The sequence below is a fragment of the Microbacterium sp. C5A9 genome (assembly GCF_022627955.1).
Lineage (GTDB): Bacteria > Actinomycetota > Actinomycetes > Actinomycetales > Microbacteriaceae > Microbacterium.
In genome coordinates, this window is the sequence record NZ_JABXGD010000007.1 from 83,565 (window position 1) to 98,998 (window position 15,434).

The window sequence follows — 15,434 nt, forward strand, 5'->3', positions numbered from 1 at the left end:
GCGACCTTGGTCAGGCCTTCAGCGCTTCTCGACTCGCTCGCGTTTGGGCGAGCAGCGAACACGTGAGCCTTTGTCCTTCGTGCTCGAGGGGGTCAGCATTGCCAAGTGCGAGCTCGATGGCGTTGGAACCTGGAGTGTCGCTATTTGCGGCATTCGGGGCAGCGGGCGTGAGGCCTGCGGGTTCTGGTCTGAACTCTCGATGGCCATGTATACCCGCAGGCACAGTGCCAGGTGACTTTTCTCCCCGATCCCACGGTGACCTCGGTGGGCGAGAGGGCGTTAGAGGAGTCCCACTGCGCTGCGAGATCGGGTCGCAGGGTTGCAAGGTCGGTCTCCCCTGGGATGGGTAGCTTTCCTGTGCAGTAAGGGCAGCCGCAGCCGGACGTCCGGTTTTTGACTGTCGCGGGCCACGAGTGATTGCGGTGGCAGATCCACGACACTTTCACGTGGGAGGAGACCGTGACCTGATTCGGTGAGCAGTCGTTGCTGGGATCCCATTGCGCGGCAATATCGGGTCTGCGTGTCGCGAGGTCAGTGGCTCCCGGGATAGCGACCCGGCCGGAGCATGACGGGCAGCCTGAGCCTGCGTGTCGGTTGGCGACGGTCGCTGGCCAGGTGTGGTTTTCTGCGCACCGCCATTGGGCTTCATAGGAACTACTGACGGTCACTTCGGACGGTGTCCGGTCGTTCGCTCCTGGGGTGCGGTCCCATTCCGAAGCCAAATGAGGATCGAGAGTCCCCAAGTCATTGAACCCCGCGAGGACGACGCGATTCGCACACACGGGGCATCCCGTCTTGTCCTTCGTGCGGCCCCAGACGGGGAGCTCCCATGTGTGACTCAGCGCGCAGCGCCATACTGCGGGGTAATCCGAGCCCGCGGTGACCTCACAAGCGGACTTGGAGTTGACGCGGTCCCATTGTTCGGCGAGATGAGGGTGAGTGGTGGCGAGGTCATTGAAACCGGCGAGGGTGCGTTGATTGGAGCAGTACGGGCACCCGTGTCCTGAGCAACGGTCACCGACAGCCGCGTCCCAGCTGTGGTCGCAGTGGCCGTGCCACCAGACGACACGGTCCGATCCGGGGGTGACTGTCTCCGGAGTGATGGAGCTGTCGTTGAGTTCGTGATCCCACTCTGCTGCGAGGCCGGGGTGAAGAGTGGCTAAATCTGTTTCACCCGGTATCGCCCGGCTACCGCTGCAATAGGGGCATTTGCTTTCTTGCGTGGTGCGGGAGCGCACCTGGGCGGGCCAGGTGTGCTCGTGAGCAGTACACCTCCAGTTGATTTTCCGGGCGGAGGTGGCGCTCACGTGATGGGGGTCCCCCCGGTTGGCTCCTGGGGTAGTGTCCCATTCCGCGGCGATGTCTGGCCGCAGGGTGCCGAGATCGGTGTGTCCCGGCCAGAAGTCCATGCCGATGCAATATTCGCAGTTGGTCTCGGCAGAGCCTCGCACGTGGGGGCTTGCTTCCCAGGAGTGCCCCTCCTCGCACAACCACCACGCTTTGTGAGAGACATCGACTCCGGACCAGGGGTCGCGGGTGGGCGGGTTGCGATCCCAGTCCCATTCGGAGATGGCTTTCGGGTGGCGGAGGATCCACAGCGGGTAGTTGGCGGTGGTGTCGAGGATGCGGGGGACGTCGACGGTGTCGAGGGCGGCTTCCAGGGGGCGGAATTTCGTGGGGATGGTGTGGCGGCGGAGGGGGCGGAGCCAGAGAATCACGCGTTCGACGAGGATGTCGCTGTTGGTGAGGCCCAACGTTGCGGTGATGTCGAGTCGTAGATCTGCCGCCGACTGAGTGCGCCATCGTGCGCAGTGTGCACGATTGGACAAGATCTGCAGAACGCGCACCGTCGCGCGGTACAGATGTGCGCGGCGATCGATCTCGCGTACCGCGCTCATCAAGCACGGATTCTGCCCGGTCTCTGCGTTCTGGGCGGAGAGCGTTTCGTTGTCGCGCACCATGGCCCACACTTGACCGTGCAGTTGTGTGGTGACCCGACCAGTGGCGACGAGTCGACGGAAGGAGAGTTCCGCGTTCCGAAGCGTGGGATCGAAGGGAACGATCACCTGGGTATCGGGTTCGGTTCCGGGACCGACCCACACCATCTGCCTCGGGTGTCGGAGACAGAAGTTTTCCCGATCGTGGGGAATTTGCTCGATCGTCTCCCCGGCACTGCATAGGCGGCACAGGAAGCGCTGCGGGTAGGCCCGTGTGGAGTCCGGTTGCGCTAGACGCTTCATGCGGAGGTAATGACCGGCTGGGCGCCCTGCCGTCGCCTCGACCGTCCGAGCGGCCGCTTCGTCGTCGATCCAGACGCGGTGGATGTTCGGTTGCGCTCGGCTGGTCAGTGCCCTCTCGGCGAAGTCGAACGGTACTCCTGCGGCGCGGCATTGCCGCTGCGCGTAGGAGCGTGGCGTCTCAAGATGATGCCACTTGGGTCGTTTCGCCCACGCCTGCGTGCTGATCATGCGGCGTCCACCAGGTCGTCCAGGGTGACGTTGTGTGTGTTGAGCGTGGTGCGCCGGAGAGTATCGAGAACCCCGAAGAGTCGCTCGCGGGTTACGGTCTCCGAGGTGCGCGATTCGTCGCGCAAGATGGAGGCGACGAGGCGGTCCACGATCATCGCGAGAACGGCGAGTTTCCCGTCGGTGGCGTGGACTAGCGTGCCGGCGTTGCGGGTGAGAAGGCCGTGGGCGTGCCCGCAGAGCGGTAGGAAGCTGTCGAAGGTGGCGACCCATTTGATCCATTGTTCGAAGTCCTCTTGGACGGCGGGGTCGATCTTGTCGAGTGTGACGAAGTCGCAGCGTGCGCTGACTTGCAGGCCGTCGCCCGTCTTGAATGCTTGGTCGAGATTGATTCCAACCAGGACGACGGTCGCACAGGACTCGTTCTGGAGGGCTTTGATGACACTGGAGGGTTCAGTCCCGCCGAGCTTGTGCGCTTCGTCGATCACGAGCAGCTTCGTGCCGTGACGGTGGAGGGCTTCGACGGCAAGCTTCCGCAGCCTGTCGGTGGCGATCTGTTTGGGGAGAACGATGGTGGGGGCGAGAAACTCCACGATCTGGGCAAGGAGAGCTTTCCCGGTCGAGTGTTCGGTCATCTCCACCCAGACGACCGGTGCGTCTCCGTCTCTGAGGTAGTCGGGGTGTTGGGCTGCGTGTCTTCGTTCTACGGATCGAGCCAACAGGAGAGCGAGCTCTGTCTTGCCGGAGAACATCGGCGCGGATATCATCAGCCCGCGCCGCGAGTTCTTCAGCCGAGGGTTGATCCGGATGAGGTCCTCCAGAATGCGAGCGCAGACCGTTTGCTCGCGTGTCTTCACCCTCAGCGTCAGTCGGAGAAAGTCTTCGCGAGCTTGGTCGTATAGCTCTCGTGCTTCACTGTCCAGATCTGTGTACTGACGGAAGGTGATCTTCGGCGGGGATGCGGGCTCGGCGTCGAATGCTTCTCGAAGCCCTGCAAGGCTGGTCTTGCGGTCATGGTGGAGGACGAGTGGGGTGATCTTCATGAATCAAGCTCCTCTGCTTGGGCGAGATGTATGTCGGGGGATGCCCAATCGATGGTGCTGATGTCGATGGGTTTGGCCCATTGCCGTAGTGGGATCGGTGTCGTTGTCGCGGGGCCTGGTTCACGTTGCGCTTCGACCTTGAGGCGCTGTTGCTCTCGCTTGTGCTGGGTGCGTTTCCGTTTGTCTCCTCGTTCGCGACTTTCGACGCGGTCGATCCACTCGCGGCGGCGGTCTGGATCGTCGACTGCGGCGTCGGGGTATCGCGCAAGGAGTTTCATGTCGATCTCGGCGACCATCGGTGCTGTCTTCTCCCGTAGAGCGATGTCCCAGCACTCGATCCACACACCGGTTTCTGGGTGACGCACCCAGACGGCATTGGCGTTGTAAGGGTCGAAGCTCACTGGGAATTTCCTGGCTTTCGCGGATCCCGGTTCAGCGCCCGTGAGGGAGCGATTGCGGAGATCTTCCAGGTGGGGTGAGTCATAGCGGCGATTGTGGAGTTCGATCCCTGCGCGACCGATCATGCGCCGTTCCGTGGGCAAGAGCGCGAGGTACTCCTCAACTCCGAAGGGCACGGGGACGCCGGGTCCTACAGCGAACAGTTCGGTGTACATCTGATTCGGGGTGAAGATGCGCCCTGGGGAGCTCGTCGACTTCAAGCCACGGTGGGGCCTGTTCAGGTAGATGTTCGTTATCCAGCTGTCGAGGATGAGGCGAAGCGAATCCAGGGTGAGGGTGGGGTCGTCTTTGGCGGCCCGATGGGCGACGGAGTTCCCCACGAAACCGGCCAGCCATGCGGCGAAGTCTGTCGAGAGGGTGCCGAAGTTGCGTTCAACGTGTGGTTTTACCGTCGGTGTTCTGGAGGGGGCAAGTTCCCTGTGGATTCCGTACGCACTGCAGGCATCTCTGAACGTGCGGGACCGAAAATCTGCTCCACCATCGATAGTGATCGATCGCGGGAAGATCCATGGGACGGCCAGAGAATCGTCGGTGAGGAAGGGGTTCACCTGCTTCATCAGGTCGGACGGCAACGTGGCTGACCCTGCGAGGGTGGCTGCTCCTGAACCAGGTACGGCTTTGCGACCGATGACAGCCCGGGCGAGCAGGAGCGCATGGTCGAATCCGCCGGGGCTGTCCGCGTGAATCGCCCAAGCGAGCGGTACCCGGCTTGCGACATCGAGAAGCACGGTGAGTGTCGGCCGGAACTCGCTGTTCTCATCCCAGACGAGAACGTCGAGTTTCGTTGAATCGATCTCGCATCGCTCCCCAAGTTGATAGGCAGCCCCGGAGTAGTACTGACGCTTGGGGCTGTTGTCGGTGTTTCGCCGGGTGGTCGCTTTGTCGAAGCTGTAACGGCCGGCAGCCCGCTCGTTGATGTAGCCCTGGAGGGTGCGAGCCTTGATCTCACATAAAGGATCGCCGGGGTAGGTGGTCTCGAGCGCTCGCCTCACCAAGACAGCGCACCGGCGTTTGCTGCTCGTCGACTTGTCCGTCTGACGATCGAGGAATCGATCGATGATCGTCACCAGCCGTGGATCTGCCCGGCTGATGGCGAGTCGCTGCTCGCCCTTGCGATGCATGCGGGCATTCAGTCCGGCTGCACCGCCTTGCTGGTACGTCTTCCACAGGAGGTGAAAGGTGCTGCGCGCTCGCCCAAGTGAAGTGCCTTTTAGCTCGAGCAGCTTCGCGTCAACACGTGCGTTCTGAGTTGTCAGTGCAGGGTCATATTGTGCCCGAGGAGCGGAGGCCAACGGATCCATCGGCTTGCCAGTGAACGCCTCAAGGAGATGGGCTTCCATATCGCATACGTCGGTCGGCCATGCATCCCCGTCCGGCCGAAGAGATACGATGCGATCCCGTTGGGCTGTTCCGGCCTGGAGCAGGAACTCGTCTACGGACATGATCAGGTGTCGATCGGGTGCGCTCTCAGATCGGAGCTTCACCTCTAGGCCAGGGATGATGTGGACCCAGACCCAGCTCTCGCCGTCAATGTCGAAAGTGTCTCCGAGCTTCAGCTTCTTCTCGTCAGACACCGATCGCGTCCGTTCTCTCCCGATGGGCGGTAGTCAGTAGCGTGTTGCTGTTGAAGACCGCCGACAGATCGAGCTCGAGCAGCCTGCGCCAGGCGAGGTTGTCAATCCAAGCGCAAGCAAGAGGTGGGCAATCTGGTGATGCCAGCTCGCATAACTCCCGGCGAGTCTTGCCGAGAGTTGCCGCCTCGAGGATCCGGTCCTTGACGGCAGCAGGCGGCCTGCAGCGGTCATGACGCGACGCCGACAACCATTCGACCACGCGGGTCGCATGAAGGCTGTGGCCGGAAAGCACCTGATATTGCCAGCCGAGCGTTGCCGACACTCGCGCCGTCTCATCGAACTGCAGTTGCGCATACTCGTCGATGAGTTCCTCTGGCCTCACGTCCCGAACGGCATAAGAGCCGTCCGACATCTGCAACAGGAAATCCGGCACATGCCAATGACCGGCCATCGGCGAGCGGACGCCGAACACCACGCCAAACGGCTGCGACCACACCCTTTCGGCCTGTCCGCCATAATCGAGCCACATCAACTCGTCGCGCTCGAACTGAGACTCACACCACACGTGGCTGCGGGTGCGACTCCAGAAGTACTCAGATCCTGTGAAGAAGTGGCTGGCGCCCTTCGATACTCGAACCTTCATGGGGTCGATGACAGACCAATCCAAACGGCCGAGACTTCGGTCGACCGGTGCGAACGAGGTGTTGTTCGCATAGCCAGTCTCCGAACGATGATCACGCGGCACCCAGTGCAGCTCCGACTCTTTCGAGAACCGTCGACGAGCGATCATCCGTGCGATCTCAGCTGGCTTCATCATCACTCCCGGAGGGAGGCGGAGTGCCGGTAGGCACATCTTCGTCGCCTGCGCCCAGGATCAGCCCGGTCGGCTTCGACGGGCTTCCGACACACCGGCGCGGACCGGATATCGTTCGATCTGATCTCGAGTGGCCCGACGTGAAGCGAGAACCGCATCGTTGGTCGCCCGATGTCACTCGGGACTCCACCGGCTTCCGTCGCAAGGTCTAGGCAACGCAAGGCCAGACTTGAACGAACGAGGGGAAAGCTCCCCCACTAGCCTTCGGGTGAACAGTACTCGCCGCCGGCTTCCGGTGAACATTGCCGGCTCCGGCGCTGCGGCAGACATTGAGATGCCGGTCGGCGTTGCCGTCCCGGGCGCTCACGCCTTGGCGTCCGCGGAGACCGTTGCGGACCCCGACCTCGTGAGACTGACCATCCCGCTCCCCCAGTGCAGGACCCGTCCCGCACGAGATGCTCGACGGGAACCTCGTCATCGACAAGGTGAACTACTGACCGCCACCGACGGGGTTCTGGAGGCCCTCGACTTACACAACGAGGGCCTGCACGTGTGCACGTGCAGGCCCTCAGGTTCGATTAGACGCGCTGGCTGATCGTGCCGCACGGGTTGCGGTTGGCGGTCGATTCGGTGACGAACCGGCCCGACGACGCGGAGCGGTGCACCGTGGTCGAGTTGCTCGTGCCGGAACCGACACGTTCGGTGGTGGTCTTTCCGGGCCAGCGGGCCGCAGCGGCCTTGGAGACGAAACGACCGGTGGATGCAGAGCGACGAACGGTTCCCATGGGAACTCCTTCACTGATTGGTGCCGGGGTGCCATGAGATGGAGCGCCGCTAGTCTGCGGCTGCCAACTCCGGTACAGTCAGTGCTCTGGATGAGACCTGACCTTCTCAGGGCTTGTGAGCCGTCCCGTTACCGCGGGGCGGCTCTTTTCCGTTGTGATCCCGACATCTCGGTATATGTCCGCCGCTGGTCACTTCCCCTCGCGGCCTCTCAACTGCTTCGATTGAGTCTTGCCCGTCATCGATCGCGAGACGAGCGACTGCGCTTTGTTGGCGGAAACGGTTCGGCGTGCCGCCTTCGCGTTCTGGGTCCCGAAGGACGAGCGCTCGATCTTGCCTCGAAATTCACTGCTCATGCGGACTCCCGGTTCTGTCGTACTTGCTGACGTGCGCGCGCGATCGCCGACTCCACCGCTTTCGCGGTCATGCCAAGCTTCTCGCCGATCTCCGCGTGCGTGAAGCCATGCGTCACGTTCAGATAAAAGGCTGAGCGGACACGCTCGTCCTTGATGCTCCCGAATGCACGACGCAGCTCGTCCTTGATGTGCGCCGCCTCGCTCGCGTCGGGAGCAGCCGACGTCGACGGACCCTCCTCGAAGTCGTCGGCCCAGGCCGCTGCGGGCGGCGGAGCCTGCGGCTCCGCATATGAACGCAGCTCTTCTCGACGCCAACGCTTGTAGACGTTGCTGAACTGCAGAAGGCACTGGCCCACGAAGAACGTGCGCAGGGAAGCTCCCTTGGCGGGGTCCCACTTGCCCGGGACGAGCACCTTGTCTCGGAACGCGGTGAGGGCGAGCACGATCGTCTCATCCGCCAGGCTCTCGGCCTCTTCGATCATCGAGCCCGGGCGGGGCTCAGGCTCCAGTGCGCCGAAGCCTTTTCGCTTCACCTCGCCACGAATCTGCCCTTTGTAGATCCACCCGCGGATGACAGCCCACCCGTACTTCGCGATCTCATTCGCGAACAGATCGTAGTTCCGGCCACGGTATCCGCTGGCCTGGAGTGCGGTCGCGAGTTCGCGGTCTCCAGCGAGCCGGTCGAAACGTTCCTCGGCGCGATCGCGGTCTGCCTCGGCCAGCCAGGCCTGATCCGTTGCCCACGCGATGAGAGTAGGAACGCGATCGGGGGACGAATGCCCTTCGGGCTCGTCGTTACCGGTCATAGCGTTCCCTCACGATCCTGGTCAGCTCATAGTCACCACGATCCCTCATATGTCCGACATTGCAGACTTCCCCTCGCCTCTCGCAAGAAAATGTTGAGCAACCTCACGGTTCGGTGCCGCCCGCCGTACACGATCGTTTGCGGCGTGGTTTCGCATTCGGTTCTACTGGTGGTGCCGCAAGCGAGGCCTCGGACCCATCTCCGCTTTCCAAAATCTCCCGCTGAAGACGCGAGTGAGCACAGCAGGAGGGAGCGTGCAGCAGACGACCCGCCGAAAACGATCGTTTCCGGCGAGTTCGCGTCGCCCGTCATCGTGCGCCCGCCGTTAACGTTCGCCGGTATCTGCTTTCGGCAGACGTTTCCGGCGTTCAGGTAGCGGGTCTCGCTCGTCGTCCGCCGATGCGAGTTGGCGAGGATGGTTTCGTTCCGCGCGGAGTTGTTGCTCGATCTTGGCGTGTGCTTTTCGTTCGTTGCGGTCGGCTCTGATGATGGACCGCAGGACGAACCAGAATGCTGCGACGACGGCGATCGTGGGGATGACGGACCAAAAGGCGTTGGTCCAGTAGTCATTGAGATTCATCCGCGCCTCCCGGGGGTTCACGCAGCACGAGCGCCAGTCCGACGATCGCGAGGATGAACGCTGTTTCGTAGCTTCCGAGCGTGTATGCCCAGAGTGACCGTTGGTCTGGAACGGTTGTGTCGATGAGGAGATGAGTTGCGATCAGTGCGACGGCGGCCAGGAGAAGGAAGGCCCCGATACGTACGAGGCGATCGTGACGCCGCTGTGGGGACATGTGGCTGGTGCGCGTGGGAACGTGTGCTCGTGGACGGTGCCGAGCTGGGTGCAGGTGGCGGGTCATCTGAATATGGCTCCGATGAGGTAGAAGCTCGCAAGGGCGAGAAGCAGGGCGAGGACTGTGGCGCACGCGATGAAGACGGATATGCGTCGGAAGGGATTGCGGCGGGGGACCATGGGTGGCCGTTCTGGTGGTGGCGTTCTCTACCGGGCGGGGGCGAGGATGGTTGTGTCGTCGGCTGTGATCTGGACGATGCCGCGGTCGTCGACAACGATGAAGCGTTCGTCATCGATCGCGGTGAAGGCCTGAGCGGCCCCTTGAAGCGCGTCGAGGCGTTGCCATGTTCCTTCGGTGTTCTGTGACCAGAGGGCGCCATCGGTTCCGACTCCTGCGAGCGAGCCATTGGGTTTGGCGTCGAGTGTGTAGAGCAGCGGGGCGTCGGCGACGGGGGTGAAGGTGGCGCCGTTGTCGGTGCTGAGGAGCAGTCCTTCTTCCGCGGCGGCGTAGAGACCGTCGCCGGTGGCGGCGAGGTCTGCCGCGGCAAGTGTTGCGCCGCGGGTCCATTCGAGACCGTCGTCAGTGCTGATGAGCAGATCGACGCCATCGGAGGCGATCCCGTAGAGAGTGCCGTCTGGTCCGGCGGTGAGGACATGGAAGTCCGTACTGCCAGTGAGGGCGATCGGTGACCACGATTCGCCGAAGTCGTCACTACGAATGACACCTAGGTTCGGGGAGCCGAGCTCTGCGGGTGTCTGTGTGCCCGGGTGACCGGATGCGAAGAGGGCGTCGTCGAGGACGGTGAAGCCCATCGCGTCGAAGTCGTGGCCTCCGATGGGGCCGGTGATCGCACCCTCGGGCGTGAGGGTGAAGAGTCCTCCGTGGGTGGCTATGAAGAGGTCCTCACCGCGGGGGTCAGCGGCAACACCGTGAATGTGTTGGATAACGGGGGGGACCGCGTTGGTGCCGGAGGCCTGCGGCACGGCGCAGCCGGTGAGGGCGACGGCTGCGAGAGCGATCGCGAAAGCGGGTAGGGGCGAGTGGCGGTTCATGAGACTCCGATGTGAAGAAATGCATGCAGGTGCGCGAGCGGTACGCGAATGAGAGTCGCGACATGGCACCAGCGCGGTGGCGTGGGTTACTGCGAGAAGGCCAGTTCGGGGGTGCGGGCGAGCGCCGCACCCCCGAAGGTAGATCAGAGTGTGTCGAGGAGGTCTTTCATCGTGGCGATCTCCGTGGTCTGCGCCTCGATGATCGTCTCGGCCAGAGCGATCGCGTCGCTGTTCTGGCCGTTGTCGACCTCTTCTTGGGCCATCTCGACGGCACCCTCGTGGTGCTGAATCATCTGCTCGAGGAACAGGCGGCTGGCGTCCGCACCGGTGGCGTCCTCGAGAGCCTGCATGTCCTCTTCGGACATCATGCCGCCGCCGTGATCCATTCCCTCCATGTCGGAAGTGTCAGCGCCCCACTCTTCGAGCCACTGGTCCATCTTCTGGATTTCGGGCTCCTGCGCGGCCTTGATCTCTTCCGCAAGGGCGACGACACGTTCGTCGACGCCCTCCTTGCTGAGAAGCATGTCGGACATGTCGATGGCCTGGGCGTGGTGCTCCTTCATCATGCTGGCGAACATGATGTCGGCGTCATTGGCGTCCGCGGAGGCCGGGGCGGAGCTGCTGCTTTCGTGGTTCATACCGGGCATGTCGCCGCCGCCCGAGGTGTTACCGGCGCAGCCGGCGAGTCCAAGCACTGCGGCGAGGGTGAGTGCGGCGGTCGCCGCAAAACGGGTCTTCATGATGGGTTCTCCAAAAGTCGATGAGGGTGCCCAGCGAGAGAGGCTGGGCAAGGGCGTTACCCGCAGAAGGCGGGCGCGCCTGCCGTCACGTGCGACTGATGCAGAGAACGGTGAGAGACGGAGGCCGCAGCGGATGCAGCGCATCCCGGAGGTGTAGGCGGGACACGGGCGTTCCCAGGGAGTGCGCGACGGCTCGCCACCAGGCGGACGGCCGGGCGAGCAGCACGACGACAATGAGGAGCGCGAGAACGCAGGCCATCCACGCCATGCCGTGATCGTCAGAACACGTGGCGCACCCCGCCTCGACCACCGCTGCGGCGTCGCCTGAGGCGTGCGCGGGGTGAGCGTCGGCATGCGCGGGTGCGACGGCGATGGTCTCACTGTGCCCGGAGGGCATGGTGTGCGTGTTCATCGAGTGCATCGCCAGAAGCCCGAAGATCACGGAAAAGGCGACGGCGACGACGGTCAGGAGGGTGCGGGTGAGGGTGCGCTGGTCTTGCACGCGCCGTGCGATCGTCATCAACACTGTCCCACCTCCCTTTCTTCCAGGGTACGTCGCCGCCGCCCCTGACGCCTACTTGTCGACGACGGCGTCCGGGCTGAGGTTCAGCCGTCGCAGCAACTGCGCATTCAGCGCGACAACGATCGTGGACAGTGACATCAGCACCGCACCGACGGACATCGGCAACACGAATCCGACGGGGGCGAGCACACCGGCCGCGAGGGGGACGGAGAGCAGGTTGTACCCGGCGGCCCACCAGAGGTTCTGTTTCATCTTCCGGTAACTCGCCCGCGACAGCTCAATCACGGAGATCACCGATCGAGGGTCGTCGCTGGCGAGGATGACACCCGCTGAGGCAATCGCGACGTCCGTTCCGGCACCGATCGCAATCCCCACGTCCGCCTGGGCGAGGGCGGGGGCGTCGTTCACGCCGTCACCGACCATCGCGACCTTGCGGCCTTCGTGTTGCAGTTCTTTCACCTTGGAGGCCTTGTCCTCCGGACGGACCCCGGCGAAGTACCGGTCGATACCCAGCTCGCCGGCGACGGACGCGGCGACCGCATCGGCGTCACCGGTGATCATCACCACCTGCACGCCCCGTTCGTGGAGCGCATCGACCGCGTGACGCGACTCGGACCGGATCTCATCCGCCAGGCGCAGCGCGCCCGTCACCTGACCGTCAACGAGCACGTGGAGGATGATCGCACCCTCACCGCGCCACTCGTCGGCAACCGGCAGCTCAACGGCGTGTTCTTGCTCGAGCATGTACGGGCCGCCGACCTGCACGACGTGTCCGTCGACACGGGCACGCACCCCCACGGCGGGGGAGGATTCAAAATCGGTCGATCGCGGAACGGTGAGGTTCTTCTCTTTCGCTGCGTTGACGATCGCACGGGCGAGGGGGTGCTCGGAGTCCGCTTCCGCGGCCGCCGCCCACGCGAGCAGCTGATCGGCGTCGGCCCCTGTGACGGGATCGATCGCGGTCACGGCGGGGGTGCCCTTGGTGAGCGTGCCGGTCTTGTCGAACAGGATCGTGTCGACGGTGCGCATGCTCTCCAGGGCGAGACGATCCTTGATCAGCACACCTCCACGGGCGGCGCGTTCGGTCGCTATCGACACGACCAGTGGGATCGCGAGACCCAGCGCGTGCGGGCAGGCGATGACCAGCACGGTGATGGTGCGGATCACGGCTGCCTCGGGCTGGCCGACGAGAGTCCACACAATCGCGGTGATCGCGGCAGCGCCGAGCGCGAACCAGAACAGCCACCCCGCTGCCTTATCCGCGAGTCGTTGCGCCCGCGACGATGAACTCTGCGCCTCCGTGACCAGTTTCTGGATGCCCGCGAGTGCGGTGTCTTCACCAATGGCGGTGATCTCTACCCGCACCCCGGAATCGGTGGCTACGGTTCCAGCGATTACCGGGTCACCATCGCTGCGGCGCACCGGCCGAGACTCTCCGGTGATCATCGACTCGTCCATGCTGGCCGAACCCTGCACGATCCGCCCATCCGCGGGGACCCGCCCGCCCGGACGCACCACCACCACGTCTCCGACCTGCAGATCAGCCGGTGCGACGGTGACAGTGGTGTCTCCGTCGACCTTCTCCGCCTCGTCGGGCAGCAATGCGGCGAGGGAATCCAACGCCGACGTCGTCTGGGCGAGGGAACGCATCTCGATCCAGTGGCCGAGCAGCATGATCACGATCAGCAGCGCCAGCTCCCACCAGAAATCCAGCTCGTGGTGCAGCAGCCCGATGCTCGCCCCCCAGGAGGCGAGGAACGCCACGGTGATCGCGAGGGCGATCAGCAGCATCATCCCCGGTTTGCGGGCACGAAGTTCACCGACCGCACCGGTCAGGAACGGGGCACCGCCCCACACGTACATCACCGTTCCGAGAGCCGGTGACACCCACGCGACCCACGCCGCGTCCGGCAGCGGGTACCCCAGGATCATCGAGAACATCGTCGAGAATCCGACCACCGGCACGGCGAGGAGCAGCATGATCCAGAACAGGCGCCGGAACTGCCCCACATGATCCCCGTGGCCGCCATGCCCGCCGTGACCGGCGTGATCTTCGTGGCCGCCGTGCCCGGTGTCTTCGTGCGGTGCAGCGTGATCGTGGCTCATCGCCCCATGGTCGTGCTCCGTCGTTGCCGCCGCCGTGTGGTTGCGGTGCGCGGTGTGATCGGTGTGTTCGTCGTGCTGGCTCATCGGAGACTCCTTGCTCAGGTGCGCCCGGGGTAAGCCGGACGCCGAAAGATGCAACTCAGGGCTGGCTGGTCGCGAGAGCGTAGCCGGCCTCCTCCACCGCAGCCTTCACAGCGGCGGGGTCAACCGGGGCGGTGCTGCGGATGGTCACCCGGGAGGTGCCACCCGCGTTGAGATCCACGGTGACGGACTCGACACCGTCGACAGCGCCCAGCTCCTCACTGACGCTCGATGCGCAATGCGAGCATGTCATCCCGTCGACGAGCACCTCCGATGTGACCGCAGAATCGTCGTGGACGGCTGTCTCTGTGTTCGATGGGGCAGCGCAGCATGCGCAACCAGCGTTCGCATCCGTCAGTCCCAGCTCGATGCGATCAGTCATGGTGTTCTCCTTTACTAAACAGACGTGTGGTCATGAACGAACCAGGCGGGCGATGGCTTCGTTGGCCTCACGAACCTTCTCCGCTGCGAAGTCGCCACCCTCAGCACTTGCCTGAGCGACGCAGTGACTCAGATGATCGCTCAGCAACGACAACGCCACCGTCTCCAGGGCCTTCGTCGCCGCAGAGACCTGCGTAAGGATGTCGATGCAGTACTTGTCCTCATCAACCATCCGGGAGATCCCCCGCACCTGGCCTTCGACGCGATTCAACCGCTTGCGCAGGTCGTCCTTGCTTCCGTCGTACCCGTTCATGCCTCGAGCATACCCCCTGGGGGTATGTAACTCAATGTTTTCGCTTCTATTCCCGCTAGGCGAACGTGGTCGCCGACTCTGTTCAGCTCACAGGCTGATCTGCGCAGCGCGGCGGCTTATCAATACCGGGTTACCAGACCCCAGCGGGGTATTCAAGGGCCTCAGTGCGCGGGCGATGCGAGCGTACTTTCGTGGCTCACGAAAGGAGTTCTCTCATGACCGTCACCGAAGAAATGCTCAGCACGTATCCGAAAGATCTGGGCGGAATTGATCAGAAGAAGCTCGTCGACTGCATCGACGCGTGTCTCGCGTGCGCGCAAGCCTGCACCGCATGTGCCGACGCTTGCCTCAGCGAGGACATGGTTGCTGACCTAATCAAGTGCATTCGCGCGAACCAGGACTGTGCAGACCTTTGCATAACCACCGCCCGGATCCTCTCCCGTCGCACCGGGCACGACGCCAGCGTCACCCGTGCCGCGCTCGAAGCTTGCCGAGCGGCGTGCTTGAGCTGTGCTAACGAATGTGAACAGCACACCATGCACGAACACTGCACGATCTGCGCTGAGGCATGCCGACGCTGCGAACAGGCGTGCGTTGCACTGCTGGAGTCGCTATGACAAGCCAGCACGCCGACAACGGTTCACGCCCGCCGGCCGGCCACTCCCAGGGGAAGAATCAGGGCGGGATGTCGAGCTACCTTAAGCTCGCCGTCTCGCTATCGCTCAGCTTCGTTGTGATGTACTTCCTCACGTTTGCGATGATCAACGTCCTGGACGATCTCTTCCTCAACATCAGCAACCTCTACATGGCACTGATGATGGTCTTCCCCATGGGCATCATCATGGTCATCGTCATGTGGAAGATGTTCCCGAACAAGGCCGCGAACATCAGCTTGCTCGTAGGTTTCGCCGCGCTTTTCCTTGTCGCCTTCTTCATGGGACGCTCGGAAGCGTTCGTCGGTAACGACCAGTTCCTCCGTTCCATGATCCCGCATCACTCTCGAGCGATTCTGGTGTGTGAGCAATCAGACATCAGCGACCCGGAGATCCAAGATCTCTGTGAGCAGATCATCTCGTCACAGCAGGAAGAGATCGACCAGATGAATGAGATTCTCGACCGTCTCGACGATTAGTGGGGCGTCGGCA

Annotated in this window: 16 protein-coding genes; 3 read left to right on the forward strand and 13 right to left on the reverse strand. The window is 63.4% G+C overall.

All coding sequences use genetic code 11. The features are described from left to right. Nucleotides 1-140 precede the first annotated feature (140 nt). The 11 genes from HWD99_RS13935 to HWD99_RS13985 all read right to left on the reverse strand — a co-directional run bounded on the left by HWD99_RS13935 (nt 141) and on the right by HWD99_RS13985 (nt 13,514). Nucleotides 141-2,468, reverse strand: coding sequence for a zinc-ribbon domain-containing protein (locus tag HWD99_RS13935; RefSeq protein ID WP_192576810.1), 2,328 nt, complete (start codon nt 2,466-2,468; stop codon nt 141-143). Continuing rightward, nucleotides 2,465-3,508, reverse strand: coding sequence for a TniB family NTP-binding protein (locus HWD99_RS13940; RefSeq protein WP_061016264.1), 1,044 nt, complete (start codon nt 3,506-3,508; stop codon nt 2,465-2,467). The genes HWD99_RS13935 and HWD99_RS13940 overlap by 4 nt, the downstream gene beginning before the upstream one ends. Next, nucleotides 3,505-5,541: a Mu transposase C-terminal domain-containing protein gene (locus tag HWD99_RS18710; RefSeq protein WP_061016263.1), complete on the reverse strand. Its 2,037-nt coding sequence runs from the start codon at nt 5,539-5,541 to the stop codon at nt 3,505-3,507. Before HWD99_RS18710 ends, HWD99_RS13940 begins: the two co-directional genes overlap by 4 nt. Further along, nucleotides 5,534-6,358 (reverse strand): TnsA-like heteromeric transposase endonuclease subunit, encoded by an 825-nt coding sequence (locus HWD99_RS13950; RefSeq protein WP_061016260.1) that lies wholly within the window; start codon nt 6,356-6,358, stop codon nt 5,534-5,536. Before HWD99_RS13950 ends, HWD99_RS18710 begins: the two co-directional genes overlap by 8 nt. A 575-nt stretch (nt 6,359-6,933) precedes the next feature. Continuing rightward, nucleotides 6,934-7,140, reverse strand: a complete 207-nt coding sequence (locus HWD99_RS13955; RefSeq protein WP_241796831.1) for an ABC transporter ATP-binding protein — start codon at nt 7,138-7,140, stop codon at nt 6,934-6,936. Between the two features lie 350 nt (nt 7,141-7,490). Further along, nucleotides 7,491-8,300: an RNA polymerase sigma factor gene (locus tag HWD99_RS13960; RefSeq protein WP_061016258.1), complete on the reverse strand. Its 810-nt coding sequence runs from the start codon at nt 8,298-8,300 to the stop codon at nt 7,491-7,493. 324 nt (nt 8,301-8,624) lie between these two features. Then, nucleotides 8,625-8,879, reverse strand: coding sequence for a hypothetical protein (locus HWD99_RS13965; protein ID WP_081859903.1), 255 nt, complete (start codon nt 8,877-8,879; stop codon nt 8,625-8,627). 420 nt (nt 8,880-9,299) lie between these two features. Next, nucleotides 9,300-10,145, reverse strand: a complete 846-nt coding sequence (locus HWD99_RS13970) for a F510_1955 family glycosylhydrolase (protein WP_067120985.1) — start codon at nt 10,143-10,145, stop codon at nt 9,300-9,302. A 143-nt stretch (nt 10,146-10,288) separates the two neighbouring features. Next, a complete protein-coding gene (locus HWD99_RS13975; protein WP_067120987.1) occupies nt 10,289-10,885 on the reverse strand; it encodes a DUF305 domain-containing protein in 597 nt (198 codons plus the stop codon). Between the two features lie 85 nt (nt 10,886-10,970). Beyond that, nucleotides 10,971-11,405, reverse strand: coding sequence for a DUF6153 family protein (locus HWD99_RS13980; protein WP_067121011.1), 435 nt, complete (start codon nt 11,403-11,405; stop codon nt 10,971-10,973). A 54-nt stretch (nt 11,406-11,459) separates the two neighbouring features. After that, complete coding sequence (locus tag HWD99_RS13985; RefSeq protein ID WP_231880358.1) at nt 11,460-13,514, reverse strand: heavy metal translocating P-type ATPase; 2,055 nt, start codon at nt 13,512-13,514, stop codon at nt 11,460-11,462. On the opposite strand from HWD99_RS13985, the gene HWD99_RS13990 reads away from it, so the two are divergent. Next, entirely contained in the window at nt 13,428-13,631 is a 204-nt protein-coding gene (locus HWD99_RS13990) for a hypothetical protein (protein WP_241796998.1), read from the forward strand. The two genes, HWD99_RS13985 and HWD99_RS13990, sit on opposite strands and share 87 nt — an antisense overlap. Before the next feature lie 22 nt (nt 13,632-13,653). On the opposite strand, the gene HWD99_RS13995 is transcribed toward HWD99_RS13990, so the two are convergent. Together HWD99_RS13995 and HWD99_RS14000 are read right to left on the reverse strand one after the other, a co-directional pair. Further along, the gene (locus HWD99_RS13995) at nt 13,654-13,977 is read right to left on the reverse strand and encodes a heavy-metal-associated domain-containing protein (protein ID WP_060921756.1); all 324 of its coding nucleotides are present in this window, start codon (nt 13,975-13,977) and stop codon (nt 13,654-13,656) included. Between the two features lie 30 nt (nt 13,978-14,007). After that, nucleotides 14,008-14,289, reverse strand: a complete 282-nt coding sequence (locus HWD99_RS14000) for a metal-sensitive transcriptional regulator (protein ID WP_053095982.1) — start codon at nt 14,287-14,289, stop codon at nt 14,008-14,010. A 215-nt stretch (nt 14,290-14,504) separates the two neighbouring features. Between HWD99_RS14000 and HWD99_RS14005 the strand changes: the two genes are divergently transcribed. Further along, on the forward strand, nt 14,505-14,906 hold the full coding sequence (locus HWD99_RS14005; RefSeq protein ID WP_058631433.1) for a hypothetical protein: 402 nt from the start codon (nt 14,505-14,507) through the stop codon (nt 14,904-14,906). Further along, nucleotides 14,903-15,421: a DUF305 domain-containing protein gene (locus HWD99_RS14010; RefSeq protein WP_200838872.1), complete on the forward strand. Its 519-nt coding sequence runs from the start codon at nt 14,903-14,905 to the stop codon at nt 15,419-15,421. Before HWD99_RS14005 ends, HWD99_RS14010 begins: the two co-directional genes overlap by 4 nt. Nucleotides 15,422-15,434: the final 13 nt, after the last annotated feature.